We start from the raw sequence: 23,202 nt of genomic DNA, 5'->3' as shown, positions 1-23,202 counted from the left end.
TCCGGGGTGCGGAAGCATCACCAGGCGCTCCGCTGGAATTGCCGCGCTATGCCGTCTGTCGACCGCGGCTCCGTCGTGGCTGGTCGCGCAGTTCCTCCCCCAGCCTTCGGCCGGGGGTACCCCCAGCGCCCCTTCTGGGCGCTGCCGAACCGCAGCGGACTTCGCCGGACCCGCTCAGGCGTCCGAGGTGCGGAAGGCCCGGCGGTAGGCCTGGGGGCTGGTGCCGACGACTCTTCTGAAGCGTTCCCGGAAGGCCGTCGGGGAGCCGAAGCCCGACTGGGTCGCGATGCGTTCGACGGGGTGGGCGGTGGTCTCCAGGAGGTGCTGGGCCCTGCGTACCCGGGCCCGGTGCAGCCACTGGAGCGGGGTCGTGCCGGTCTGGTCGCGGAAGCGGCGGTTGAGGGTACGGGTGCTCATGCCGGCCTGCGCCGCGACCTCGTCCAGGGTCAGGTCCCGGTCGCAGTTGTCCTCCAGCCAGGCCAGGAGCGGCTCCAGGGTGGCGCCGGCCGGGGCCGGCGGCTGGTCGTGGACGATGAACTGGGCCTGGCCGCCCTCCCGTTCCAGCGGCATGACCGACATCCGGGCGGTGTGCGCGGCGACCGCCGAGCCGTAGTCCTTGCGGACCATGTGCAGGCACATGTCCATGGCGGCGGCCGCGCCCGCCGAGGTCAGGAACTGGCCGTTGTCGACGTACAGGACGTTCGGGTCCACCTCGACCGCCGGGTGCCGGGCGGCCAGGGTGTCGGCGGCGACCCAGTGCGTGGTGGCGCGCAGGCCGTCGAGGAGGCCGGTGGCCGCCAGGACGAACGCGCCGACGCAGACCGACGCGATCCGCGTGCCGTTCGCCGCCGCCGCGTGCAGGGCGCCTGCGACCTCCGGCGGGAGGGCGAGGGCGGGATCCGCGACGCCCGGCACGATGACCGTGTCCGCCTCGGCGAGCGCGTCCAGCCCGTACGGCGCCCTGACCGTGAACGCGCCGCCCGCCGCGGTCACCTCCGCCGCCGCCCCGCACACCCGCACCCGGTAGGCGTCCCGGCCGTCGGGCAGCCGGGCCCAGCCGAAGGTGTCGATCGGCACGGTGAAGTCGGACGGGATGACCTGGTCCAGGACGAGTACGGCGACGGTGTGCATGGCAGGAACGTAGCGGTTCGACGGGTTGCCGCCAATCGCGGGTCCGGTTACCGGGCAGTTCCCTCCGCCGACTGGCGAGAATCCGTCGAAGGGTGGCAGTATCGCCGCTTCTGCGCGATCATCCGGCCGCCTACGGTCGTCGCCGTGACCAAGTTCCTCCTCGCCGTCCATGTCCTCGCGGCGATCGTCGCGATCGGTCCCGTCGCCGTCGCCGCCAGCATGTTCCCGCCGGCCGCCCGGCGCGCCATCGAGGCACCGGACGACGTCCGGGCCGCCGAGACCGTTCAGCTGCTGCACCGGATCTGCCGGGTGTACGCCGTCGTCGGCGTCGTCGTCCCGGTGTTCGGGTTCGCCACGGCGAGCAACATGCATGTGCTGGGCAGCGCCTGGCTGATCACGTCGATCGCGCTCACCGCAGTCGCCGCCCTCGTCCTCGCCGCGCTGGTGCTGCCCCGGCAGAGCGCGCTGGTGGAGGGCGCCGCCGACGGACGTACCCGGCAGGCCACCGTTCAACTGGCCATGTTCACCGGGGTGTTCAACCTGCTGTGGGCCGTCGTGACGGTGCTGATGATCGTGCGGCCGGGGTCGACGACGGGCGCCTGAGCGATTTCGCGGCTTTCTGTTATCGCGGGGTGGGCCCGTTCGTCTCCCGGGGCATGCACATGACTCGACAGATCAGCCGCCGGAGCATGTTGAAGGCCTCGGGCGCGGCGGCGGGGGCCGCTGCCGCCGGGATCGCCGTGGGCAGCGGCCCCGCAGCCGCCGCCGGGGCCGCCGCCTTCGCCCACCCCGGCCTGCTGCACACCCGTACCGACCTCGACCGCATGGCCGCCAAGGTGAAGGCGGGCGCCGCGCCCTACACGGCCGGGTTCGCGAAGCTCACCGCCAACCGGCATGCGCAGAGCGGCTGGCAGGCGCGGCCGCAGGCCGTGGTGTACCGGGGCTCGGGCACCCCGGAGAACTACTCGCTCCTCTACAACGACATCCACGCCGCGTACCAGAACGCCCTGCGGTACCACGTGACCGGCGAGAGCGTGTACGCCGACACCGCCGTCGCCGTCCTCAACGCCTGGTCGGCCACCCTCACCGCGGTCAACGGCTCCGCCGACCGGTTCCTGGCCGCCGGACTGTACGGCTACCAGTTCGCCAACGCCGCCGAACTCGTCCGCGGCCACGGGGACTTCGAGCTCGCCCGCTTCCAGGAGATGCTCAGCAAGCTGTTCGGCGCGGTCAGCGACGACTTCCTGGTCCGGCACAACGACGCCGTCGTCTCCAACTACTGGACCAACTGGGACCTCGCCAACATGGCCTGCGTCCTCGCCACCGGCATCTTCTGCGACGACCGTGCCCAGGTCGCCCGCGCGGTCGACTACTTCAAGCACGGCGCCGGGCTCGGGTCGGTCAGGAACGCGATTCCCGTGGTGTACGACGAGAAGGACGGCGCGCTGGGCGAGTGGCTGGAGGCGGGGCGCGACCAGGGGCACGCGCTGCTCGGCGTCGGGCTGATGGGCACGTTCTGCGAGATGGCCTGGAACCAGGGGATCGACCTGTACGGGTACGACGACAGCCGGTTCCTCAAGGGCGCGCAGTACGTCGCCAAGTGGAGCCTGGGCGGGCAGGTGCCGTTCACCGCGAGCACCCGGCGCAAGGGAGCGGTCGGGGGATGGTCGGGGAGTGAGACGGTGACGGCCGCGGCGGCCGTCGATCCGTCGATGACCCGTCCCATCTGGGCGATGATCGCCAACCACTACACGAAGCGGCGGGCCATGCCGGCGACGTATGTCACGCGGATCGCGGCCAAGGCGGCGCCGGAGGGCGGCGGCGGGGACTACGGCCCGAACAGCGGAGGGTACGACCAACTGGGCTTCGGGACCCTGACGTTCACGCGGGACCGGGCGAAGGCGGCGGGCAGTACGGCGTCGTCCTCGCCGAGTCCTGGAGCGTCCGCCTCGGCGTCGGCATCCGCTTCCGCGTCGGCCTCCGCCTCGGCCTCGGCCTCCTCCGCCCCGTCGGCCATGGGCGGGGGCGGCGACCTCGCCGCCACCGGGACCGGTGACATCGTCGGGTGGAGCGCGGGGGCGGGGATCACCGCGCTGGCCGGCGGGCTGCTGTTGCTGCGCAGGCGGGCGCGCGGCGGTCAGTAGCGGCGCCCTTGCCCGAAGGGGCTTTCCCGCAGCCCCTAGGGGGTGTCCGGCGGGGCGGCGGCCGTCAGCGGGCGGGCGATGTCCTCCAGGGAGCGGCGCTCCGCCTTCACCGCCAGCGCCGCCGCCACCAGCCCCGCCGCGCACATCAGTCCGGCGCCGATCTGGAAGGCCAGCACCGTGTCGGACACCTTGCCCGTCCCCGTCAGGTCGGCGAACAGGAGCGGCCCGCTGATGCCGCCGGCCGCCGTGCCCAGCGCGTAGAAGAAGGCGATGGACATCGCCCTCGTCTCCATCGGGAAGATCTCGGAGACGGTCAGGTACGCGCTGGACGCGCCCGCCGACGCGAAGAAGAGGACCGCGCACCAGCACGCCGTCAGCGTTCCCGCCGTCAGCACGCCCTGGCCGAACAGCCATGCCGTGAGGAACAGGAGCAGGCCCGACAGGAGGTACGTCGACGAGATCATCACCCGTCGGCCGACCGTGTCGAACAGCTTGCCCAGCAGCAGGGGGCCCAGGAAGTTGCCCACCGCGATGACCACGAAGTAGTACCCGGTGTGGCCCGTCGGCACGTCGAAGAACGTCGTGAGGATCGCGCCGAAGCCGAAGGTGATCGCGTTGTAGAGGAACGCCTGGCCGATGAAGAGGGAGAAGCCGAGGACGGCGCGGCGCCGGTAGTCGTGGAAGACCGTGCGGGCGATCTCGGCGAAGGTGACGCTCGGCCGCTGGTGGATCACCAGCTCGCCGGCCGGTTCGGGGAGCGGGGTACCCGTCTCGTCCTCCACCTGCCGTTCGATGGACGTGACGATCTTCTCCGCCTCCTCCTCCCGGCCGTGGATCAGCAGCCAGCGCGGGCTCTCCGGGACGTTGCGCCGTACCAGCAGGATGACCAGGCCGAGGACGACGCCCAGCGCGAAGGTCAGGCGCCAGCCCACGTCCTTGGCCAGGAAGTCCGTGTTCAGCGCGACGATGGAGAGCAGCGAGCCGCCGACCGCGCCCACCCAGAAGCTGCCGTTGATGATCAGGTCGACGCGGCCGCGGTGGTACGCCGGGATCAGCTCGTCGATCGCCGAGTTGATCGCCGCGTACTCGCCGCCGATGCCGAAGCCGGTCAGGAAGCGGAAGGTGAAGAACCACCAGGGGGCGAAGGAGATCGAGGTCAGGGCGGTGGCGGCCAGGTACACCGCCAGGGTGATCATGAAGAGTTTCCTGCGGCCGTGGCGGTCGGTCAGGCGACCCCAGAACAGGGCGCCGGTGCAGGCGCCGGCCACGTAGAGCGCGGCGGCCGTGCCGGTGACCTGGGAGGAGGAGATCGCGAGACCGCTGCCCGGTTCGGAGAGGCGGCTGGCGATGTTGCCGACGACCGTGACCTCCAGGCCGTCCAGGATCCAGACCGTGCCGAGGCCGATGACGATCGTCCAGTGCCAGCGGGACCAGGGCAGCCGGTCCAGGCGGGCCGGGATCCGGGTGGTGATCGTGCGGCCGCCGTCGATCCCGCCCGCACCGCCCGCGCCCACACCCGTAGCCGTACCCATCGCGCCTCCTCGACCGGCGGAACCACCGAAACCCGCGGCCGAGTGCCCATCTCCGGGCGGGTTACCCGCCCAGTGCCCGGGACACCGTGAAGATCAGTACTCCGGCCAGCGACCCCACCACCGTGCCATTGATCCGGATGAACTGCAGGTCGCGGCCGATGTGCGCCTCGATCTTCCGGGTGGTGTGCTCGGCGTCCCAGCCGGCCACCGTGTCGGTGATCAGGGACGTGATCTCCTTGCGGTACGTCGTCACGACGTGCACGGCCGCGCCCTCGACCCAGCTGTCCACCTTGTCCTGGACCTTGGGTTCGGTGGCCATCCGGGCGCCCAGGGAGATCAGCGAGGCGCGGACGCGCAGCCGCAGCTCGCTGCGTTCGTCCTCGGCCGCCGAGACGATCATGGACCGTACGGCCGTCCAGGCGGACGCGATCAGGTCCTGCACCTCGCCGCGGCCCAGCACGTCGCCCTTGAGCCGCTCGACGCGGGCGCGGGTGTCGGTGTCGGACTGGAGGTCGTTCGCGAAGTCCGTGAGGAAGCGGTCCAGGGCGCCGCGGGCCGGGTGGGAGGGCATGTCCCGCATCTCGGCGCAGAAGCGCAGCAGCTCCTTGTAGACGCGCTCGCCGACCTTGCGGTCCACGAACCGGGGGGTCCAGCCGGGCGCCCCGCCCTGCACGGCGTCCATCACGGAGTCCGCGTGCAGCACCAGCCAGTCGTGCGCCCGGGTGACGACGAGGTCCACGACGCGGTTGTGGCCGCCGTCGGCGACGACCCGCTCCAGCATCTTGCCGATGCCGGGGGCGATCTCCTGGGCGTCGGCCCGGCGGGTGATCGCCTCGCCGACCACCGCCTGGACGTCGGAGTCCCGCAGCACGGTGAGCGCGCCGCGGAGCGCTGTCGCGAGCTCGGCGGTGACCCGGTCGGCGTTCTTCGGCTCCGCGAGCCAGGCGCCGAGCCGGCTGCCGATGCCTACGGCGCGCAGCCGTTGCCGTACGACGTCCTGGGAGAGGAAGTTCTCGCCGACGAACTCGCCGAGGGAGACGCCCAGCTGGTCCTTCTTCGTGGGGATGATCGCGGTGTGCGGGATGGGCAGGCCGAGGGGGTGGCGGAACAGGGCGGTCACCGCGAACCAGTCGGCGAGCGCGCCGACCATGCCGGCCTCGGCGGCCGCGGCCACGTAGTCCGCCCATGCCCCGGCGCCGGCGCCGGACGCCCACTTGGCCAGGGCGTACACCACCGCGACGACCAGCAGCAGGCCGGTCGCCGTGCGCTTCATGCGCCGGACGCCGCGCTGGCGCTCCTCGTCGGCGGGCGTGAACGCGTTCATGGACTTGTAGGACGGGGCGGCTGCCGCCACCGCCGCTTCCGTACGTTCCTCCATCTGCTCCACCCGTTCGAACCCGGCACCACCCTCACGGTGCTCCCCCACCCATTGTCCCTACCTGCCCTACTCCCGAACCGAACCAAGAGTTCCCCCATCGCCCAGCCCAAAAAACTCACCGCCGCGACGGCGGATGCCGACGGCGCCGAACCGGCCGGTGGATCCCTGCGGGCCGGTGGGGGCTGGCCGCGCCCACGCGGCGGAGCCGCACATCGACACAGCCCCGCGCCCCTGGGCGGGCCGCCCCCACGACGCCCGAAAGACCCCGTCACTCCCCTGGCCCCCGCCGTTCCCCTCTACCCCGCCGCTCCCCCCATCCCGCCGCGACGGCGATCAACCACGACGGCGGAATCCGGCGGCGCCGAACCGGCCGGTGGATCCCTGCGGGCCGGTGGGGGTTGATCGCGCCCACGCGGCGGAGCCGCACATCGACACAGCCCCGCGCCCCTGGGTGGGCTGCCCCCACGACGTCCGAAAGACCCCGTCACTCTCCCCCACCCACCGCGGCGGATGCCTGCGGTGCCGAACCGGCCAGTGAGTACCTGCGAGCCGGTAGGGGCTGGTCGCGCCCACGCGGCGGAGCCGCACATCGACACAGCCCCGCGCCCCTGGGCGGGCTGCCCCCACGACGCCGGAAAGACCCCGTCACTCTCAGTTCCCCGCGCCCCTGGGTGGGCTGTCCCACTGCCCGGTCAGTAGTCCCCGTGTCGCCGGCGTTCCCGTTCCTCGCGGCGTTCTTCGCGGTGCTCTCTGCGCTGCTGGTGCCATTCGTGGCGGGCGGCGTGCAGTTCGTGGCGGGTTGACCTGCGGTCCAGCTTCTCCTGGCGGCGTTCCTCCTTCAGACGTTGCTGTTCCGCCTTCGTGATCTTGTGTTTCACGTCCACCCCGCCCCAGAAGGCGAGGCCGGTCACGATCACCTTCGGGGCGCCCGGGTCGGGCGGTGTGCCCTCCTCGTGGTGGTCGAAGCCGCCCATGACGGCGATGCCCCGTACCACCACCTCGACCCCCGGCGGCACGATCACCTCCACCCCGCCCATGATCGCGACGCAGTTGAGCTCGACCTCGCCGTCCGCGAAGTTCGCCTCGCGCAGGTCGATCTCGCCGCCCCCCATGAACGCGAAGCAGGCGAACCTCTTGGGCACCGTCCAGCGCCCCTTGCGCTGGAACCCGGACATCACGGCCACCGCCCACGTCGACGTGCCTTCGCCACCGACGATCCGGCTTCGCCAACTGCCGTCGTCCACAGGAGGCTTGGTGAGCGACACGGCCGGCGACGTGCCCGCCACGGGCAGATCCTTCGTGATCGGCGCCAGCTCGCCGTACGTACGGGCCTGGTACGTCGCCTCCAGCCGCTCCTCGAACTCCGCCATGTCGAGCCGCCCCTCCGCGAGGGCGTCCCTGAGGATCTCGGCGACTCGTTCACGATCGGCGTCGGCGGCGCGCAGCTCCGGAGCATCGTCGGTCATAGAGTGCAGCGTACGAGTTCCCGGCGCCGCGGACTATGCCGTCGTCTGCTCGGCATACATCGCCGCGATCACCGTCTCGATGTCCGGCTCCCGGACCGACAGGTCCAGCAGGGGGTACTCCGCCGCTATCCGCGCCACCAGCGGCGCCGCCGACTCCGACGCCGGGAACGCCAGCCACTGCCGAGGGCCCTCCACCTTCACCACCCGCGCCGCGCCGCCCGCGTCGATCGGCGGCAACTCCCGCTCCAGGTCCACGACCAGGGTCCGTTCGCTCTCCCCCACCTCGTGCAGGCCGGCCAGCGGACCGTCGTACACCAGCCGCCCGTGGTCGATCACCATCACACGGGAGCACAACTGCTCGATGTCCTGGAGGTCGTGGGTGGTGAGCAGGACCGTGGTGCCGCGTTCGGCGTTCAGTTCGCGGAGGAAGTCGCGGACCCTGGCCTTCGAGATCACGTCCAGGCCGATCGTCGGCTCGTCCAGGTACAGCACGTCCGGGTCGTGCAGCAGCGCCGCCACGATGTCGCCGCGCATCCGCTGGCCGAGGGAGAGTTGCCGTACCGGGACGTCCAAGAGGCTTTCCAGGGACAGGAGTTCGACCAGGCGGTCCAGGTTCTCGGCGTAACGGGCGTCCGGGATGCGGTACATGCGGTGCATCAGGCGGTAGGAGTCGATGAGCGGGAGGTCCCACCATAGGGTCGTGCGCTGGCCGAAGACCACGCCGATGCGGTGGGCCAGGCGGGTGCGCTCGCGGGACGGGTCGATGCCGGCCACCCGGAGCCGGCCGCCGCTCGGGGTCAGGATGCCCGTCAGCATCTTGATCGTGGTCGACTTCCCGGCGCCGTTCGGGCCGATGTAACCGACCATCTCGCCGCGCGCCACCGTGAAGGAGAGCGAGTCGACCGCCCGCACCTGCCGGCGCTCCCGTTTCAGGAACCCGGCCTTCTTGCGGACCTCGAAGACCTTCTCCACCCCGTCGACCTCGATGAACGCCTCGCCGGTCCCGTCAGTCCCGTCGGCCCCGTCGAATTCGCCGGACATGTCCGACATCTGATCAGCACTCCTCACTCCGGTCATCGGATCAGCTGCCCGTACTTCGATACGACCTGAGGCCCGCCCGCCAGGCCAGGCCCGCCAGCACGCAGCACACCGCCGCCACCAGCGGCGGCGACCACACCGTCCACGCCGGCAGCCGCAGCGGATACGGCCGCCCCAGCACATACGCGGCCGGCACCCAGTTGACGAAGGCCAGCGGCAGCATGAACGTCACCCCGCGCACGAAGTCCTTCCCGAACACCGTCGGCGGGTACTGGAGCAGCGTCGTACCGCCGTACGTGAACGCGTTCTGCACCTCCGCCGCGTCCTGCGCCAGGAACTGGAAGGCCGCGCCCGCCACGAACAGCGCGCAGAAGATCGCCGCGCCGGCGGCCAGCATCAGCGGCATCAGCAGCACCTTCGCAGGCGTCCAGGCGATGCCCGCGGAGACCAGCGCCCAGCCGAGCACCACCGCGCCCTGGGTGATCCGGCCCAGGCGGCGCAGCGCGAAGTGGTCCGCGCCTATCTGCGCGAGCACCGGGGCCGGCCGGACCAGCAGCGTGTCGAAGGAGCCGTCGCGGATCCGGGTGCCCAGCACGTCCATCGAACCCAGCACCAGGTCGGCGACGCCGAACGCGGTCGCCGACAGGCCGTACAGGAAGCAGACCTCGGGCAGCGACCAGCCGCCGAGCGAGTCGACCCGCGAGAACATCAGCAGGATCGTGGCGAAGTCCAGCCCGGTCACCAGCAGGTTCCCGGCCATCGTGAGGGCGAAGGACGTGCGGTAGGTCATCGTGGAACGGATCCACATCCCGGCGATCAGCCGGTACGCCCGCAGCCCCGCCAGGGCACGCTCACCCACCCTGCACCACCACCCGCCGCGTCGCCGCCGACTGGAGCAGCCGCCCCGCCGCCAGCAACGCCACCGCCCACGCGGCCTGGAAGGCCAACGCCCCCGCCACGCTGGTCTCCCCCATCAGCACGTCCGCCGGCATCTGGATCTGCGCCGCCCAGGGCAGGGCGCGCGCCACCTCGCCGAGGGCGCCCGGGAAGACGTTCAGCGGCAGGGTCATGCCCGAGAAGAACACGCCCGTGATCATCATGACCTGGTTGACACCCATCCCGTCCATCAGCCAGAACGCGCTCAGCGCGACCAGGTAGCGGATGCCGAAGCTGACGAGCATCGCGAGGAGCAGCGCGACCAGGAACGCGGCCCAGGTGCCGGCGTCCGCGGGCAGCGCCATCGGGAACAACACCGTGCCGACCAGGAAGGGGACCACGCCCCGTCCCAGCAACTGGAACAGCGAGCGACCCAGATCGGTCGCCAGCCACCACAGTTGCAGATCGGCCGGACGGTACAGGTCGATCGCGATCGCACCCGTACGGATACGCTCCATCAGGTCTTTTTCCATGCCCCCGCCCTGGATCGCGAGGGTCGCGTAAAGGCACTGCCCAAGCCACACATAGGTCACCGCCTGTGCCTGGTCATAGCCTCCGAGGTGCGGTTTCTCGTGCCACAGCGCCAAGTACGTGTAGACGAGGATGATCCCGAAGGCCGTATTGGTGAACACCCCGGCCGCGGTGGCCGCCCGATACGTCGCGTACCGTCGGAAACCCCCCGCCGCGACGGCCGTGTACAACCGTCCAGCGCCCACGCCAACCGACCTCCCGGACCGTCCGACACCGAAGCGCAGGAGCCTACTGCGCCGACGACATCGCAGGCCACGCAATTTCCGTGACCGAAGCGTGCCGGAATCCGGGAACGGAACGCACGGTGCGAGAGTCTTCAACAGGGGGCGCAGAAGCGTACGAGGTCGTACGGGAACGAACGTACGACGCGAAACAGGAGTCCGTGCACGACATGAGCGACGAGCCGCAGCCGCAACAGCCGAACCAGGGCGGCGGAGGCCCGACGGAGCCGCCGACTGCGGCCGAGGAGAAGAAGACCCCACCGCAGCCGGGGGCCGAGGCGAAGCAGCCGGAGCCGCCCGCGGCGGCCGAGGACAGGCAGGACCCGCAGGACACGCAGACGCGTCAGCTCACGGCGGTCACGGTGCCGAGGGCACGGCCGCCCGCGGCGGCCGAGAGCAGACAGGACACGCAGGACACGCAGGACGCGCGGGACGCGCACGACAGGCAGGACACGCAGACACGGCAGCTCGCGGCCGTCAGGGTGCCGAAGGCAGAACCGCCCACGGCGGTCACCCCGGTCACGGCGCCCACCGCTCCCATCGCGCCCACGGCGCCCGGGGCGGAACCGCCCGCGGCCGACGTGCGCACGAACGGGGGCGAGAAGAAGATGAAGCGGCCCAAACGGACCGGGTGGCGGCGGATCATCCCGACCTGGCGGATGGTGCTCGGCACCTTCGTGCTCGGGACACTGCTGCTGATCGGCCTGTTCTTCCTCGGCTACTCGATGGTCAAGATCCCGGCGGCCAACGCGTTCGCCACCAAGCAGTCCAACGTGTACCTGTACGCCGACGGCTCCCAGCTCGCCCGCGACGGCGAGGTCAACCGGGAGAACGTGACCCTCGCCCAAGTCTCCGCGGACGCCCAGCACGCCGTGCTCGCCGCCGAGGACCGCGACTTCTACACCGAGTCCGCCGTCGACCCCAAGGCGATGCTGCGCGCCGCCTGGAACACCGCGACCGGCAAGGGCACCCAGTCCGGCTCGACGATCACCCAGCAGTACGTGAAGAACTACTACCTCGCGCAGGAGCAGACCGTCACCCGCAAGGTGAAGGAGGTGTTCGTCGCGATCAAGCTGGACCGCAGCGAGTCCAAGGACGAGATCCTGGAGGGCTACCTCAACACCAGCTACTTCGGCCGCAACGCCTACGGCATCCAGGCCGCCGCCCAGGCCTACTACGGCAAGGACGCCACCGACCTCGACCCGGCCCGCGCCGCCTACCTCGCCGCGCTCGTCAACGCGCCGAGCGAGTACGACGTCGTCGCCCACCCCGAGAACAAGGCCGCGGCCGTCGCCCGCTGGAACTACGTCCTCGACGGCATGGTCAAGAAGGGCTGGCTCAGCGAGTCCAAGCGGGCCGGCATGAAGTTCCCGATGCCCAAGGAGCAGACCGTCTCCACCGGCATGTCCGGGCAGCGCGGCTACATCGTCAACGCCGTCAACGACTACCTGATCAAGAACAAGATCGTCGACTCGGACTCCCTGGAGGCCGGCGGCTACCGCATCACCACCACGCTGCAGAAGTCCCGGCAGAACGCCTTCGTGAAGGCAGTCGACGACAAGCTGATCTCCCAGCTGGACAAGAAGAACAAGGTCGACAACTACGTGCGGGCCGGCGGCGCCTCCGTCGACCCGAAGACCGGCAAGGTCGTCGCCATGTACGGCGGCATCGACTACGTGAAGCAGTACACCAACGGCGCGACCCGCGGCGACTTCCAGGTCGGCTCCACCTTCAAGCCCTTCGTCTTCGCCTCCGCCGTCGACAACGGCTCCACCACCCAGTCCGGCCAGACCATCACCCCGAACACCTACTACGACGGCACCAACAAGCGCACCGTCCAGGGCTGGTCCGGCGGCGCCTACGCGCCGGAGAACGAGGACGAGAAGTCGTACGGCCAGATCACCGTCCGCAAGGCCACCGACCTCTCCGTGAACTCGGTGTACGCGCAGATGGCCGTCGACGTCGGCCCGTCCAAGGTCAAGCAGACCGCCGTCGGCCTGGGCATCCCCGCCGACACCAAGGACCTCCAGCCGTACCCGTCCATCGCGCTGGGCACCGCCACCGCCAGCGTCCTGGACATGGCCGAGGCGTACGCCACGCTCGCCAACCACGGCAGGCACGGCACGTACACGATGGTCGACAAGATCACCAGGGACGGCACGGAGGACATCAGGCTGCCGGAGTCGACGACCAAGCAGGCCGTCAGCCGGCAGGCCGCCGACACCACCACCTCCATCCTGCAGAGCGTGGTCGACAACGGCACCGCCACCGCCGCCCAGGCCGCGGGCCGCCCGGCCGCCGGCAAGACCGGCACCGCCGAGGAGGACACCGCCGCCTGGTTCGCGGGCTACACCCCCGACCTCGCCACCGTCGTCTCCGTGATGGGCCAGGATCCGGTCACGGCCGCCCACAAGTCGCTGTACGGCGCGCTCGGCCTCGCCCGCATCAACGGCGGCGGGGCCCCGACCGAGATCTGGGCGCAGTACACCAAGGCCGCCCTGAAGGGCACCACGGCCTCCGACTTCAACCTGGACCTCCAGGCCGGCGCGGAGACCCAGGCCCCGGCCACCCTGAACCCGGCCACCCCGGGCACCGGCGGCCAGGACAACGGCGGCACCACCGACCAGGGCCAGAACAACGGCGGCACCACGGACGGCGGCACCGGCAACGGCGGCACGGACGGCACCACCACCGCCGGCACCACCGACGGCGGCACGACGGACGGCTCCACCACCAACGGCGCCACCACGTCCGGGACGACGACCTCAGGCACCGACGCGGGGACGACGACCGGCGGTACCGATACCGGTACGACCACGGCGGGCACCGACGGCGGCACCAATACCGGTACGACCACCGCGGGCACCGACGCCGGCACCACCGCCGGCACGACAGCGGGCGACGGAAACGGATTCGGGTTCATTCAGTGACCGCTGGTCGCCTTGAGCCCCACCACGGCGACCAGCAGCAGGCACACGAAGAAGATCCGGGCGGCGGTGGCCGGCTCCCCCAGCACCACCATCCCGAACACCGCCGCCCCGGCCGCCCCGATCCCCACCCACACGCCGTAGGCGGTACCGATGGGCAGGGTCCGGGCGGCGTACGACAGCAGCAGCATGCTGGCGACGATCCCGCCGCCGGTGAGCAGACTGGGCACGGGCCGGGTGAACCCGTCCGTGTACTTCATGCCGACGGACCAGCCGACCTCCAGCAGACCGGCGACGGCAAGCAGGACCCAGGCCATGACAGACACCTCCGAGACGATTCACCGAACACGGGGTGCGTCGTCTTTGCCTTCACGGTCCCGGTACGGCGCGTCTCGTCGGGCTGGCTCCTTCGAAGGTAGCAAAGAAACAGCAAAGGGGCCCGGTGACCACAGTCACCAGGCCCCTCCAAGCCTCTGAATCAGAGATACAGGCCGGTCGAGTCCTCCGAGCCCTCGAAGCGGTCGGCGGCCACCGCGTGCAGATCGCGCTCCCGCATCAGCACGTACGCCACGCCCCGCACCTCGACCTCGGCACGGTCCTCCGGGTCGTACAGCACCCGGTCCCCGGGCTCCACCGTCCGCACGTTCTGCCCGACCGCGACCACCTCGGCCCAGGCCAGCCGGCGCCCGACGGCCGCCGTGGCGGGAATCAGGATGCCCCCGCCCGACCGTCGCTCGCCCTCCCCGGTGTCCTGCTTGACCAGGACCCGGTCGTGCAGCATCCGGATCGGCAGCTTGTCGTGCTGGCTGCTCTGCTCGTCTCTCTTGGCGCTCACGCCTTTGAACCTACCTGCCTCTGGTCAGCTCTTGCGCCGCCGGGTACCGCTGAAGACCAGCAGCCCGACCACGCCCACGGCGACGAGCGCGACCGGCACCACCCGCTCCAGCCGCGGCGCGCCCTCTTCGTCCACGAACTGGGCCTTCACATCGCTCACGACCCGGTTGACCTGGACGTAGGCCCTCCCGAGCGTGTGATCGACGTTGGCCGCGACCTTGGCCTTCGCATCGCCGACGATGGTCTTCGGATGCACCCGCACCCCGATCTCGTCCAGCGTCTCGGCCAGCACCTCGCGGCGGCGCTTGATGTCCGCCTCGATCTGCGCCGGGGTTCTGGTGTCCGACGTCTCCGCCACCGTAGGCCCTCCGAAGTCTGCCGTACTGCCTGTTCTGGACAGTCTGTCAGTTCTCGCCACCGCCGCCATGCCAGGACCCCCCGTTACGCTAGACCGATGAGCGAGCGACTCCAGCCCGGGGACGTAGCCCCCGACTTCACCCTCCCCGACGCCGACGGCAACGAGGTGTCCCTCTCCGCCCACAAGGGCCGCAAGGTCATCGTCTACTTCTACCCCGCCGCCCTCACCCCGGGCTGCACGAAGCAGGCCTGCGACTTCACGGACAACCTCTCCCTCCTGGCCGACGCCGGCTACGACGTCCTCGGCATCTCCCCCGACGCCCCGGAGAAACTCGGCAAGTTCCGCGAGAAGGAGAACCTCAAGGTCACACTCCTCGCCGACCCCGACAAGAAGGTCCTGGACGCCTACGGCGCCTTCGGCGAGAAGATGAACTACGGCAGGACCTACCTGGGCGTCATCCGCTCCACGGTCATCGTCGACGAGGAGGGCAAGGTGGAACGCGCCCTCTACAACGTCCGCGCCACCGGCCACGTGGCCAAGATCATCAAGGATCTGGGCATCTGAGCAACCCATTCCGCCACTGACGGCTCACACCGGGATGACCCGGCGTGAGCCGTTTTCCCTTTTCCGGCTTCCGGGCGTGACTGTCCGATAAACGGTTCGTTACTCCGTACGAGCTGCGAACGTGCAGGCGGACAGCGACGGCCCGGGGCCGAAGAGTTGCGCACGGCTGTGGCCGAGTCGGTTTCCATCGCAGGGACGCTGCGCCTGTTGCGGCGGCCGGACACCGGCACACAGCGTGCGCTGCTGCGGCAGTGGATCACCGAAGAGGGACTGTCGACCGCGCATTTCCTGGGGTAGGCGCATCAACGGGGAAAGGCTCGGCCAGACAAGGCCAGGCGTCCGAAGGACATCCTGGTCAAGCACGACGGCACGCGCGGCACCAGGACCGCGCTGTTACGCCGAGCCCTTCGGAAGGTCGGCGTACCGGACGTGTGCGCCGAGTGCGGTGTGGGTCCGGAATGGCTCGGGAAGCCCATGACACTGGAGATCGACCACATTAACGGGAACTGGAGCGACGACCGACAGCAGAACTTGCGGTTGCTGTGCCCCAACTGCCACGCGATCACCAGTACCTGGTGCAGGGCAGGCAATCGGCAATCGCTCGCCGAGTACCAGTAAGGTGTACGCGGGGCCGTAGCCCAACTGGCAGGAGGCACCACTTTTAGGTAGTGGACAGTGCGAGTTCGAGTCTCGTCGGCCCCACTTGCAGGGCGCGGCTCCCCAGGGGGCGCCGCGCTCCTCCATTCCTCAGCCCAACAGCTCCCGCACCACCGGCACCAGCGCCCGGAACGCCTTCCCCCGGTGGCTGATCGTGTTCTTCTCCTCGGGGCTCAGCTCGGCGCAGGTCCGCACCTCCCCCTCCGGCTGGAGGATCGGGTCGTAGCCGAAGCCGTTGGTGCCGGACGGGGTGTGGCGGAGCACGCCCCGCAGTTGGCCCTCGACCACGCGCTCCGTGCCGTCAGGCAGGGCGAGGGCCGCCGCGCAGGCGAAGTGGGCGCCCCGGTGCTCGTCGGCGATGTCCGAGAGCTGGGCCAGCAACAGGTCCAGGTTGGCCTTGTCGTCGCCGTGGCTGCCTGCCCAGCGGGCGGAGAAGATGCCCGGGGCGCCGTTGAGGACGTCCACGCAGAGGCCGGAGTCGTCGGCGACCGCCGGGAGGCCGGTGGCCTGGGCGAGGGCGTGGGCCTTGAGGAGGGCGTTCTCGGCGAAGGTGACGCCGGTTTCCTTGACGTCGGGGATGTCGGGGTACTCCTCGGCGCCGACCAGGTCGTGGGGCAGGCCCGCCTCGGCGAGGATGGCGCGGAGTTCGGTGATTTTGCCGGCGTTGCGGGTGGCGAGGATCAGGCGGGTCGTCATGACAGTGAGTATGGCAACCGCCGCGCCTTCCGCTTACGGCGTGCAGACCTTCGTCAGTTCGCCGGCCGCGTCGGTGACCGGGGTGACGTCGGGGGTGGAGTCGCCGTTCCTGACGGCCGTGCGGACGTTGTCCACGGCCTGCTGAAGGTGGTCGACGGCCTTGTTGACGTCGGCGTCGTCGGTCTTGTCGCCGATCTTCTTCAGGTTCTGCTGGATCGAGTCGAGGGAGGCGTCGGTCCGGGTGGGGTCGTTCGCGGCGTTCTCCACGGCCTGCTGGAGGGCGGTGACGCTGTCGGCGATGGAGTCGGCGGTGCGGACGCAGTCCATTGCCGTGTCGACCGAGTCGCAGCCGGCCAGCAGGGCGGCGGTGAGTGCGGTGGTCGCGGCTACGGCGGCGATGGCGGTGACGCGACGGCGTCCTCGGCGTCGGCTGGCGGCCATGGTGGTGTTCCCTCCCCGTTGTACGGCTGGCCGGGCGCACGGTTGTTCGTACCGTGCGCCCGTACCCATAGGGACGCTGGGTCGGCCGCCGGGGTTGCCCTGCCGTACCTCTGCTTTTTCCCTTCCCTTTACTTCTTGAGGGGCTCTTCTACTTCTTGAGGGTCTCTTCGAGCGCGGCCTGCTGGATCGTGGCGAGGTCGGTGCAGCCGGCGACCGCGAGGTCGAGCAGGGCGTTGAGTTCGTCGCGGGCGAAGGGTTCGGCCTCGGCGGTGCCCTGGACCTCGACGAAGCGGCCGTCGCCGGTGCAGACGACGTTCATGTCGGTCTCGGCCCTGACGTCTTCTTCGTAGCAGAGGTCGAGGAGCGGCACGCCGCCCACGATGCCGACCGAGACGGCCGAGACGGTGCCGGTCAGGGGCTGGCGGCCGGCCTTGACGAGCTTGCGTTCCTTCGCCCAGGTGACGGCGTCGGCGAGGGCCACGTAGGCGCCGGTGATGGCGGCGGTGCGGGTGCCGCCGTCGGCCTGGAGGACGTCGCAGTCGAGGACGACGGTGTTCTCGCCGAGGGCCTTGTAGTCGATGACGGCGCGCAGGGAGCGGCCGATGAGGCGGGAGATCTCGTGGGTGCGGCCGCCGATCTTGCCCTTGACGGACTCGCGGTCGCCGCGGGTGTTGGTGGCGCGGGGGAGCATGGAGTACTCCGCGGTGACCCAGCCCTCGCCGCTGCCCTTGCGCCAGCGGGGGACGCCTTCGGTGACGGAGGCGGTGCAGAAGACCTTGGTGTCGCCGAAGGAGACGAGGACGGAGCCCTCGGCGTGCTTGCTCCAGCCGCGTTCGATGGTGACCGGGCGGAGTTGTTCGGGGGTGCGGCCGTCGATTCGAGACATGGCGACGAGCCTATCGGGAGCGGCGCAAGGGGCTCCGCCCAGGAGGGAGGAGCCCCTTGCCGGTGAGGCCGGGTGAGCGCGTGGGCTCACATCATGTCTTCGATCTCCGCGGCGATCGGGTCGGCGTCGGTGCCGATGACGACCTGGATGGCGGTGCCCATCTTGACGACGCCGTGGGCGCCGGCGGCCTTCAGGGCGGCGTCGTCGACGAGGCCGGGGTCGTTCACCTCGGTGCGCAGCCGGGTGATGCAGCCTTCGATCTCCTCGATGTTCTCGATTCCGCCGAGGCCGGCGACGATCTTCTCAGCCTTGCTGGCCATGTTCCTTCTCCCTGATCCGAACCGCTTTGTCGCAGTAACCCACAGTTGGCCCATCTTTGCGAGCGGCCGTACCGCGGGTGCCGAATGATGGCGAGCACCGCGGCGGAACCGTCTGCCGACTGGTCTACACCAGCTGGCGGCCGGTCGACAAACCCTCGCGACGACCCCGCGGTACAGCCGAGCGGCCGGGAGGACGCGCCCATGAGTGCCGAGAGCGCCGACAGTACGGCCGGTCCCGCGCGGGAGCGGTGGCATGTGCTGTTCCAGGGGCTCCAGAAGATGGGCCGCAGTCTTCAGCTGCCGATCGCGGTGCTGCCGGCGGCGGGGATCCTCAACCGGCTGGGCCAGCCCGACGTGTTCGGCGACCAGGGGCTGGACTGGACGGCGGCCTCCAAGGTGATGAAGGGGGCGGGCGGCGCGCTGCTGGACGGGTCGGTCGGGCTGCCGCTGCTGTTCTGCGTCGGGGTCGCGATCGGCATGGCGAAGAAGGCGGACGGTTCGACGGCGCTGGCGGCGGTGGCGGGCTTCCTCGTCTACTACGGGGTGCTGCACCAGTTCCCGGAGGACTGTCCCGGGGGCTCGAAGACGTTGCCCGAGATCGGGTGCCAGGTGCGCGACGGGACGGTGTCGACGTTCACGTTCCAGAATCCGGGGGTCTTCGGGGGGATCGCGCTGGGGCTGCTGTCCGCCTTCTTCTGGGCCCGGTACCACCGGACGCGGCTGGTGGACTGGCTGGGGTTCTTCAACGGGCGGCGGCTGGTGCCGATCATCATGTCGTTCGTGGCCATCGTGTTCGCCGCGCTGTGCCTGTGGGTCTGGCCGCCGATCGGCAGCGGTCTGGAGAGCTTCAGCCACTGGCTGCGGGACGCGGGGGCGTGGGGTGCGGGGGTGTTCGGGCTCGCGAACCGGGCGTTGCTGGTGGTCGGGCTGCACCAGTTCCTGAACGTGCCCATCTGGTTCCAGTTCGGCAGTTACACCACACCCGACGGGAAGACGGTGCACGGTGACATCAACATGTTCCTGGCGGGTGATCCGCACGCGGGTCAGTTCACGTCGGGGTTCTTCCCGATCATGATGTTCGCGCTGCCGGCCGCCGCGCTCGCCATGACGCACTGTGCCAAGCCGCACCGGCGCAAGGAGATCGGCGGTCTGATGCTGTCGGTGGCGCTGACGTCGTTCGTGACCGGCATCACCGAGCCGCTCGAGTACTCGTTCCTCTTCATCGCGCCGCTGCTGTACGCGGTGCACGCGGTGCTGACGGGGGTGTCGATGGCGGTGACCTGGGGGCTGGGGGTGCACGACGGGTTCAGTTTCTCGGCGGGGCTGATCGACTACGTCATCAACTGGAAGCTGGCGACCCGGCCTTGGGCGATCATTCCGATCGGCCTGTGCTTCGCGGCGGTGTACTACGTGATCTTCCGGTTCGCCATCACGCGGTTCGACCTGAGGACGCCGGGCAGGGAAGCGGAGGACGAAGTGGAGGATGTCACCAAGGCCTGAGCAGCATGTCACCGGGCGGTGCACGGCACGTAGCGCTCCGGTTGCGGAATTGACGGGTTCCTTATATCGCCCCCATCGTGTACAACAGGTCTACACCACTGAGTGGTGTAGACCACCACCGATGGAGGACGTATGACAACCGCCACCGCGACGGCGGCCCCCACAAAGAAGTGGGGATCCGGTCTGTTCCAGGGTCTGCAGAAGGTCGGCCGCAGTCTCCAGCTCCCGATCGCCGTGCTGCCGGCGGCCGGCCTGATGGTCCGGCTCGGTCAGCCGGACGTCTTCGGGACCGACGGCCTCGGCTGGGACAAGGTCGCCTCGGTCTTCGCGAACGCCGGCGGCGCCATCACGGGCAGCCTTCCCTTGCTCTTCTGCGTGGGCGTCGCCATCGGCTTCGCGAAGAAGTCCGACGGTTCGACCGCCCTCGCGGCGCTGGTGGGCTTTCTGGTGTACAGCAAGGTCCTGGAGTCCTTCCCGGTGACCGACGCCAAGATCACCAAGGGTGCGGACATAGCCGCGACCTACAACAACCCCGGTGTCCTCGGCGGCATCGTCATGGGCCTGCTGTCGGCGGTCCTGTGGCAGCGGTACCACCGCAAGAAGCTCGTGGACTGGCTCGGCTTCTTCAACGGCCGCCGGCTCGTCCCGATCATCATGGCCTTCGTCGGCACGGCGGTCGGCGTCTTCTTCGGGCTCGTCTGGGAGCCGATCGGCGACGCGATCACGAACTTCGGCGAGTGGATGACCGGCCTGGGCGCGTTCGGTGCCGCCCTGTTCGGTGGCATCAACCGCGCGCTCATCCCGATCGGCATGCACCAGTTCGTGAACACGGTGGCGTGGTTCCAGCTCGGCGAGTTCAAGGACTCCGCGGGCCAGGTCTTCACCGGTGACTACAACCGCTTCCTGCACGGTGACCCCACCGCCGGAATGTTCATGTCCGGCTTCTTCCCGATCATGATGTTCGGTCTGCCCGCCGCCGCACTGGCCATGGCGCACACCGCCCGCCCGGAGCGCCGCAAGGCCGTCACGGGCATGATGCTCTCGCTCGCGCTGACGTCCTTCGTGACCGGCGTGACCGAGCCGATCGAGTTCTCCTTCATGTTCATCGCCCCGCTCCTCTACGTCATCCACGCGGTGCTGACCGCCGTGTCCATGGCGGTCACCTGGGGCCTCGGAGTCCACGACGGCTTCAACTTCTCCGCCGGGTTCATCGACTACGCCCTGAACTGGAACCTGGCGACCAAGCCCTGGCTGATCATCCCGATCGGCCTGGTGTTCGGAGCGATCTACTACTTCGTCTTCCGCTTCGCCATCCTCAAGTACAACCTCCCCACCCCGGGCCGCGAGCCCGAGGAGGAGGTCGAGGACCTCACGAAGGCGTGAGTCCGCAGCACACATGACGAAGGCCCCCGCCACGGCGGGGGCCTTCTCGTCGTACGGTCCTGAACTCCGTACGTGCGTCAGATCTCGTACGTCGCCCGCGGTGCCGCGAGATCCACCGGGCCGTCGAAGACCTCGCGGGCGTCGGCGAGGTTGACGGCGGGGTCGGTCCACGGCGGGATGTGGGTGAGGACCAGGCGGCGGGCGCCGGCCCGGGCCGCGGTCTCGCCGGCCTCGCGGCCGTTGAGGTGCAGGTCCGGGATGTTCTCCTTGCCGTGCGTGAAGGCGGCCTCGCACAGGAACAGGTCGGTGTCCCGGGCCAGGTCCTCCAGCACCGGGGTGACACCGGTGTCGCCCGAGTACGTCAGGGACTTCCCGGCATGCTCGACGCGGATGCCGTACGCCTCCACGGGATGGCGGACCCGCTCGGTGTGGACCGTGAAGGGGCCGACGTCGAACGTGGACGGCTTGACCGTGTGGAAGTCGAAGACCTCGCTCATCGAGGAGGCGGTGGGGGTGTCGGCGTAGGCCGTGGTCAGGCGGTGCTCGGTGCCCTCGGGGCCGTAGACCGGGAGCGGGGGGCACGGGCCGCCGTCGTGGCGGTAGTAGCGCGCCACGAAGTAGGCGCACATGTCGATGCAGTGGTCGGCGTGCAGATGGCTCAGGAAGATCGCGTCGAGGTCGTAGAGACCGCAGTGACGCTGCAACTCGCCCAGGGCGCCGTTGCCCATGTCGAGGAGCAGCCGGAAGCCGTCGGCCTCTACGAGGTAGCTCGAACAGGCCGATTCCGCGGACGGGAACGACCCCGAGCAGCCGACGACGGTGAGCTTCATGAAGCAGAAACCTCCGTTGGCGGAAACCCAGATGCGCTGGGAACTGGAGTCGGGAAAAAGGGCATGACGGGGGTCGTGCGGTTTGTCGAGCGTAAGGCGCAAAAGAGCCGGTCGCTCCTCCGCCAGGGGCCGTTGTGGGCGAACTCACCTGTGGTGTCACCGGTTCGGCTGGACCGGGGGCGTATGAGGATCGCGTAAGGGCGCGCGTCGATTATCTCGCGCCGGTAACGTCGTCGTATGGACACGTCATGGTGGCTCGCGCTCGCGGCAGTCGTCCTGCTGGCGCTGGTCGCCACGCTCGTCGACGGCTGGGGCAGGGGCCACCGGCCGCGCGGGCACCGCACCCGCCCGCCGGGGTATCCGCGCGGGACCCGCGGGCCGGCCGGACGGCCGCACCCGGGGGACATCTGGTGGGCCAACGTGCCCTACGAGGACGGTCCCGGCGCCAAGGACCGGCCCTGCCTGGTGCTGGCCGTGCGCGGCAACCGGGCGACGGTCGCGAAGATCACCAGCAAGTACCACGACGAGCGCGCCGGGGTGATCCCGCTGCCGCCCGGCTCGGTCGGGGACGCCCAGGGCCGGCCGAGCTTCCTGGAGACGGACGAGCTGCGCGAGATCGAGGTGTGGGAGTTCCGGCGCCGGGTGGGCGTGGTCGACCCGGTGCTGTGGGACCAGGTCCGGCACCTGGCCGGCTGACGGTCAGTTCACCCGTACGGTGACCTGCCACTCCTGGACGCCCTTGCAGGAGACCTGGCCGGAGCCGGTGGGCTCGGCGCACAGCGGGCGGGTGGCGGAGAGCGTCACGGTCCCCGCGGCGGCCGCCTGGTAGGCGGCTCCGGCGTCGCCGCCGCGCAGCATGATCCCGTAGTTCATGGGCTTCAGGGCGGCCGTGTCGCCGCCCGCGGTGATCTTCTTCCAGGGGCGCTGCTCGGAGCCGGTCAGGGTGACCCGGAAGGTGCCGTCCTGGGCCAGGCAGAAGGTACGGCCGCTGTCGGCGGTGGTGAGTTCCGAGGTCAGGGGCGTGCAGCCGGCGGAGGAGCCACTGGCGGAGGGGGTGGGTGTCGAGGTCGCGGTCGCGGTCGGGGTGGGTGTCGGTTTCGGGGACACCGCACCGCTGCCCTTGTCGCCGCCCCCGCTCTGCGAGCCGCAGCCCGCCAGCAGGAGCAGGCTCGCCGCGGCGAGAGCCGCGCGGTGGAACGTCCTACGGCGCATGAGGTGTCCGCCTTTCCGTCGGGGTACGGACCCTTGGTGCCGATATGACGTATCCCCCTCTCGTACGGATCCCGCACCCGGACGGCTTCCGGGTGCGGGATCCGGTCAGTTCACGGGCGGGCTCAGCCGGTCGTGACGGCGGTGTCGTCGACGACGAAGCTGGTCTGGAGCGAGGAGTCCTCGACACCGCTGAACTTCAGGGTGACGGTCGAGCCCG

23 protein-coding genes, 1 tRNA gene, 1 pseudogene and 1 riboswitch are annotated in these 23,202 nt (G+C 70.3%); of the genes and pseudogenes, 9 read left to right on the top strand and 16 right to left on the bottom strand.

What is annotated here, in order from left to right:
- Window positions 1–174: 174 nt before the first annotated feature.
- The gene (locus tag ACWGKQ_RS20130) at window positions 175–1,131 is read right to left on the bottom strand and encodes a GlxA family transcriptional regulator (protein WP_453293279.1); all 957 of its coding nucleotides are present in this window, start codon (window positions 1,129–1,131) and stop codon (window positions 175–177) included.
- A gap of 144 nt (window positions 1,132–1,275) precedes the next feature.
- Here ACWGKQ_RS20130 and ACWGKQ_RS20125 point away from each other — a divergent pair, with 144 nt between their 5' ends.
- Both ACWGKQ_RS20125 and ACWGKQ_RS20120 read left to right on the top strand, forming a co-directional pair.
- Window positions 1,276–1,734 (top strand): hypothetical protein, encoded by a 459-nt coding sequence (locus ACWGKQ_RS20125; RefSeq protein ID WP_453293278.1) that lies wholly within the window; start codon window positions 1,276–1,278, stop codon window positions 1,732–1,734.
- 86 nt (window positions 1,735–1,820) lie between these two features.
- Window positions 1,821–3,275: an alginate lyase family protein gene (locus ACWGKQ_RS20120; protein WP_453293277.1), complete on the top strand. Its 1,455-nt coding sequence runs from the start codon at window positions 1,821–1,823 to the stop codon at window positions 3,273–3,275.
- A gap of 35 nt (window positions 3,276–3,310) precedes the next feature.
- Here the strand turns inward: ACWGKQ_RS20120 and ACWGKQ_RS20115 are convergent, their stop codons facing one another.
- The 6 genes from ACWGKQ_RS20115 to ACWGKQ_RS20090 all read right to left on the bottom strand — a co-directional run bounded on the left by ACWGKQ_RS20115 (window position 3,311) and on the right by ACWGKQ_RS20090 (window position 10,326).
- Window positions 3,311–4,807, bottom strand: coding sequence for an MFS transporter (locus ACWGKQ_RS20115; RefSeq protein WP_453293276.1), 1,497 nt, complete (start codon window positions 4,805–4,807; stop codon window positions 3,311–3,313).
- 61 nt (window positions 4,808–4,868) lie between these two features.
- Window positions 4,869–6,185 carry a DUF445 domain-containing protein gene (locus tag ACWGKQ_RS20110; RefSeq protein ID WP_453293275.1) on the bottom strand — a complete coding sequence of 439 codons (1,317 nt, stop codon included), beginning with the start codon at window positions 6,183–6,185 and terminating at the stop codon, window positions 4,869–4,871.
- Between the two features lie 692 nt (window positions 6,186–6,877).
- A complete protein-coding gene (locus tag ACWGKQ_RS20105; RefSeq protein ID WP_453293274.1) occupies window positions 6,878–7,651 on the bottom strand; it encodes a DUF1707 SHOCT-like domain-containing protein in 774 nt (257 codons plus the stop codon).
- A 33-nt stretch (window positions 7,652–7,684) separates the two neighbouring features.
- Entirely contained in the window at window positions 7,685–8,701 is a 1,017-nt protein-coding gene (locus tag ACWGKQ_RS20100) for an ABC transporter ATP-binding protein (RefSeq protein ID WP_453293273.1), read from the bottom strand.
- A gap of 31 nt (window positions 8,702–8,732) precedes the next feature.
- Entirely contained in the window at window positions 8,733–9,497 is a 765-nt protein-coding gene (locus ACWGKQ_RS20095; protein ID WP_453293371.1) for an ABC transporter permease, read from the bottom strand.
- 43 nt (window positions 9,498–9,540) lie between these two features.
- Window positions 9,541–10,326: an ABC transporter permease gene (locus ACWGKQ_RS20090; RefSeq protein ID WP_453293272.1), complete on the bottom strand. Its 786-nt coding sequence runs from the start codon at window positions 10,324–10,326 to the stop codon at window positions 9,541–9,543.
- Window positions 10,327–10,547: 221 nt separating this feature from the next.
- Between ACWGKQ_RS20090 and ACWGKQ_RS20085 the strand changes: the two genes are divergently transcribed.
- Window positions 10,548–13,307, top strand: coding sequence for a transglycosylase domain-containing protein (locus ACWGKQ_RS20085; RefSeq protein ID WP_453293271.1), 2,760 nt, complete (start codon window positions 10,548–10,550; stop codon window positions 13,305–13,307).
- Here ACWGKQ_RS20085 and ACWGKQ_RS20080 read toward each other — a convergent pair.
- From ACWGKQ_RS20080 to ACWGKQ_RS20070, 3 genes are all read right to left on the bottom strand, one after another.
- Window positions 13,301–13,621, bottom strand: coding sequence for a DMT family transporter (locus ACWGKQ_RS20080; protein WP_453293270.1), 321 nt, complete (start codon window positions 13,619–13,621; stop codon window positions 13,301–13,303). The genes ACWGKQ_RS20085 and ACWGKQ_RS20080 overlap by 7 nt on opposite strands.
- Before the next feature lie 34 nt (window positions 13,622–13,655).
- A riboswitch (guanidine-III (ykkC-III) riboswitch) is annotated at window positions 13,656–13,729 on the bottom strand.
- A 53-nt stretch (window positions 13,730–13,782) separates the two neighbouring features.
- Window positions 13,783–14,139, bottom strand: coding sequence for a GroES family chaperonin (locus ACWGKQ_RS20075; protein ID WP_046730549.1), 357 nt, complete (start codon window positions 14,137–14,139; stop codon window positions 13,783–13,785).
- 24 nt (window positions 14,140–14,163) lie between these two features.
- On the bottom strand, window positions 14,164–14,496 hold the full coding sequence (locus ACWGKQ_RS20070; RefSeq protein ID WP_351490942.1) for a DUF3618 domain-containing protein: 333 nt from the start codon (window positions 14,494–14,496) through the stop codon (window positions 14,164–14,166).
- 96 nt (window positions 14,497–14,592) lie between these two features.
- Here ACWGKQ_RS20070 and bcp point away from each other — a divergent pair, with 96 nt between their 5' ends.
- The 3 genes and pseudogenes from bcp to ACWGKQ_RS20055 all read left to right on the top strand — a co-directional run bounded on the left by bcp (window position 14,593) and on the right by ACWGKQ_RS20055 (window position 15,762).
- Window positions 14,593–15,060: a thioredoxin-dependent thiol peroxidase gene (gene bcp / locus ACWGKQ_RS20065; protein WP_453293269.1), complete on the top strand. Its 468-nt coding sequence runs from the start codon at window positions 14,593–14,595 to the stop codon at window positions 15,058–15,060.
- 87 nt (window positions 15,061–15,147) lie between these two features.
- Window positions 15,148–15,678, top strand: a pseudogene (locus ACWGKQ_RS20060) (HNH endonuclease).
- A 9-nt stretch (window positions 15,679–15,687) separates the two neighbouring features.
- A tRNA-Leu gene (locus ACWGKQ_RS20055) sits at window positions 15,688–15,762 on the top strand.
- A 45-nt stretch (window positions 15,763–15,807) separates the two neighbouring features.
- Here ACWGKQ_RS20055 and rdgB read toward each other — a convergent pair.
- From rdgB to ACWGKQ_RS20035, 4 genes are all read right to left on the bottom strand, one after another.
- On the bottom strand, window positions 15,808–16,413 hold the full coding sequence (gene rdgB / locus ACWGKQ_RS20050; RefSeq protein ID WP_453293268.1) for an RdgB/HAM1 family non-canonical purine NTP pyrophosphatase: 606 nt from the start codon (window positions 16,411–16,413) through the stop codon (window positions 15,808–15,810).
- 33 nt (window positions 16,414–16,446) lie between these two features.
- A complete protein-coding gene (locus tag ACWGKQ_RS20045) occupies window positions 16,447–16,854 on the bottom strand; it encodes a hypothetical protein (RefSeq protein ID WP_453293267.1) in 408 nt (135 codons plus the stop codon).
- Window positions 16,855–17,002: 148 nt separating this feature from the next.
- Window positions 17,003–17,740: a ribonuclease PH gene (gene rph, locus ACWGKQ_RS20040; RefSeq protein ID WP_453293266.1), complete on the bottom strand. Its 738-nt coding sequence runs from the start codon at window positions 17,738–17,740 to the stop codon at window positions 17,003–17,005.
- Window positions 17,741–17,826: 86 nt separating this feature from the next.
- Window positions 17,827–18,060, bottom strand: a complete 234-nt coding sequence (locus ACWGKQ_RS20035; protein ID WP_453293265.1) for a glucose PTS transporter subunit EIIB — start codon at window positions 18,058–18,060, stop codon at window positions 17,827–17,829.
- Window positions 18,061–18,261: 201 nt separating this feature from the next.
- Between ACWGKQ_RS20035 and ACWGKQ_RS20030 the strand changes: the two genes are divergently transcribed.
- Window positions 18,262–19,560, top strand: coding sequence for a PTS transporter subunit EIIC (locus ACWGKQ_RS20030; RefSeq protein ID WP_453293264.1), 1,299 nt, complete (start codon window positions 18,262–18,264; stop codon window positions 19,558–19,560).
- Between the two features lie 132 nt (window positions 19,561–19,692).
- Complete coding sequence (locus tag ACWGKQ_RS20025) at window positions 19,693–20,943, top strand: PTS transporter subunit EIIC (RefSeq protein ID WP_453293263.1); 1,251 nt, start codon at window positions 19,693–19,695, stop codon at window positions 20,941–20,943.
- Window positions 20,944–21,020: 77 nt separating this feature from the next.
- Here the strand turns inward: ACWGKQ_RS20025 and ACWGKQ_RS20020 are convergent, their stop codons facing one another.
- Window positions 21,021–21,773: an MBL fold metallo-hydrolase gene (locus tag ACWGKQ_RS20020; RefSeq protein ID WP_453293262.1), complete on the bottom strand. Its 753-nt coding sequence runs from the start codon at window positions 21,771–21,773 to the stop codon at window positions 21,021–21,023.
- A gap of 237 nt (window positions 21,774–22,010) precedes the next feature.
- Between ACWGKQ_RS20020 and ACWGKQ_RS20015 the strand changes: the two genes are divergently transcribed.
- Window positions 22,011–22,469: a type II toxin-antitoxin system PemK/MazF family toxin gene (locus ACWGKQ_RS20015; RefSeq protein WP_453293261.1), complete on the top strand. Its 459-nt coding sequence runs from the start codon at window positions 22,011–22,013 to the stop codon at window positions 22,467–22,469.
- A gap of 3 nt (window positions 22,470–22,472) precedes the next feature.
- Here the strand turns inward: ACWGKQ_RS20015 and ACWGKQ_RS20010 are convergent, their stop codons facing one another.
- Window positions 22,473–22,985: a hypothetical protein gene (locus ACWGKQ_RS20010; protein ID WP_453293260.1), complete on the bottom strand. Its 513-nt coding sequence runs from the start codon at window positions 22,983–22,985 to the stop codon at window positions 22,473–22,475.
- Window positions 22,986–23,202: the final 217 nt, after the last annotated feature.

Source organism: Streptomyces sp. NPDC054770 (genome assembly GCF_053611985.1).
Note: the sequence above shows the minus strand (reverse complement) of the source record. Positions and strands in the feature narration are given on the sequence as shown.

Excerpts from the sequence above, each read along its gene's own strand:
- ACWGKQ_RS20130 (WP_453293279.1), bottom strand. The coding sequence starts at position 1,131 with ATGCACACCGTCGCCGTACTCGTCCTGGACCAGGTCATCCCGTCCGAC.
- ACWGKQ_RS20120 (WP_453293277.1), top strand. The coding sequence starts at position 1,821 with ATGTTGAAGGCCTCGGGCGCGGCGGCGGGGGCCGCTGCCGCCGGGATC.
- ACWGKQ_RS20115 (WP_453293276.1), bottom strand. The coding sequence starts at position 4,807 with ATGGGTACGGCTACGGGTGTGGGCGCGGGCGGTGCGGGCGGGATCGAC.
- ACWGKQ_RS20110 (WP_453293275.1), bottom strand. The coding sequence starts at position 6,185 with ATGGAGGAACGTACGGAAGCGGCGGTGGCGGCAGCCGCCCCGTCCTAC.
- ACWGKQ_RS20105 (WP_453293274.1), bottom strand. The coding sequence starts at position 7,651 with ATGACCGACGATGCTCCGGAGCTGCGCGCCGCCGACGCCGATCGTGAA.
- ACWGKQ_RS20100 (WP_453293273.1), bottom strand. The coding sequence starts at position 8,701 with ATGTCGGACATGTCCGGCGAATTCGACGGGGCCGACGGGACTGACGGG.
- ACWGKQ_RS20095 (WP_453293371.1), bottom strand. The coding sequence starts at position 9,497 with ATGTGGATCCGTTCCACGATGACCTACCGCACGTCCTTCGCCCTCACG.
- ACWGKQ_RS20085 (WP_453293271.1), top strand. The coding sequence starts at position 10,548 with ATGAGCGACGAGCCGCAGCCGCAACAGCCGAACCAGGGCGGCGGAGGC.
- ACWGKQ_RS20080 (WP_453293270.1), bottom strand. The coding sequence starts at position 13,621 with ATGGCCTGGGTCCTGCTTGCCGTCGCCGGTCTGCTGGAGGTCGGCTGG.
- bcp (WP_453293269.1), top strand. The coding sequence starts at position 14,593 with ATGAGCGAGCGACTCCAGCCCGGGGACGTAGCCCCCGACTTCACCCTC.
- rdgB (WP_453293268.1), bottom strand. The coding sequence starts at position 16,413 with ATGACGACCCGCCTGATCCTCGCCACCCGCAACGCCGGCAAAATCACC.
- ACWGKQ_RS20045 (WP_453293267.1), bottom strand. The coding sequence starts at position 16,854 with ATGGCCGCCAGCCGACGCCGAGGACGCCGTCGCGTCACCGCCATCGCC.
- rph (WP_453293266.1), bottom strand. The coding sequence starts at position 17,740 with ATGTCTCGAATCGACGGCCGCACCCCCGAACAACTCCGCCCGGTCACC.
- ACWGKQ_RS20035 (WP_453293265.1), bottom strand. The coding sequence starts at position 18,060 with ATGGCCAGCAAGGCTGAGAAGATCGTCGCCGGCCTCGGCGGAATCGAG.
- ACWGKQ_RS20030 (WP_453293264.1), top strand. The coding sequence starts at position 18,262 with ATGAGTGCCGAGAGCGCCGACAGTACGGCCGGTCCCGCGCGGGAGCGG.
- ACWGKQ_RS20025 (WP_453293263.1), top strand. The coding sequence starts at position 19,693 with ATGACAACCGCCACCGCGACGGCGGCCCCCACAAAGAAGTGGGGATCC.
- ACWGKQ_RS20020 (WP_453293262.1), bottom strand. The coding sequence starts at position 21,773 with ATGAAGCTCACCGTCGTCGGCTGCTCGGGGTCGTTCCCGTCCGCGGAA.
- ACWGKQ_RS20015 (WP_453293261.1), top strand. The coding sequence starts at position 22,011 with ATGGACACGTCATGGTGGCTCGCGCTCGCGGCAGTCGTCCTGCTGGCG.
- ACWGKQ_RS20010 (WP_453293260.1), bottom strand. The coding sequence starts at position 22,985 with ATGCGCCGTAGGACGTTCCACCGCGCGGCTCTCGCCGCGGCGAGCCTG.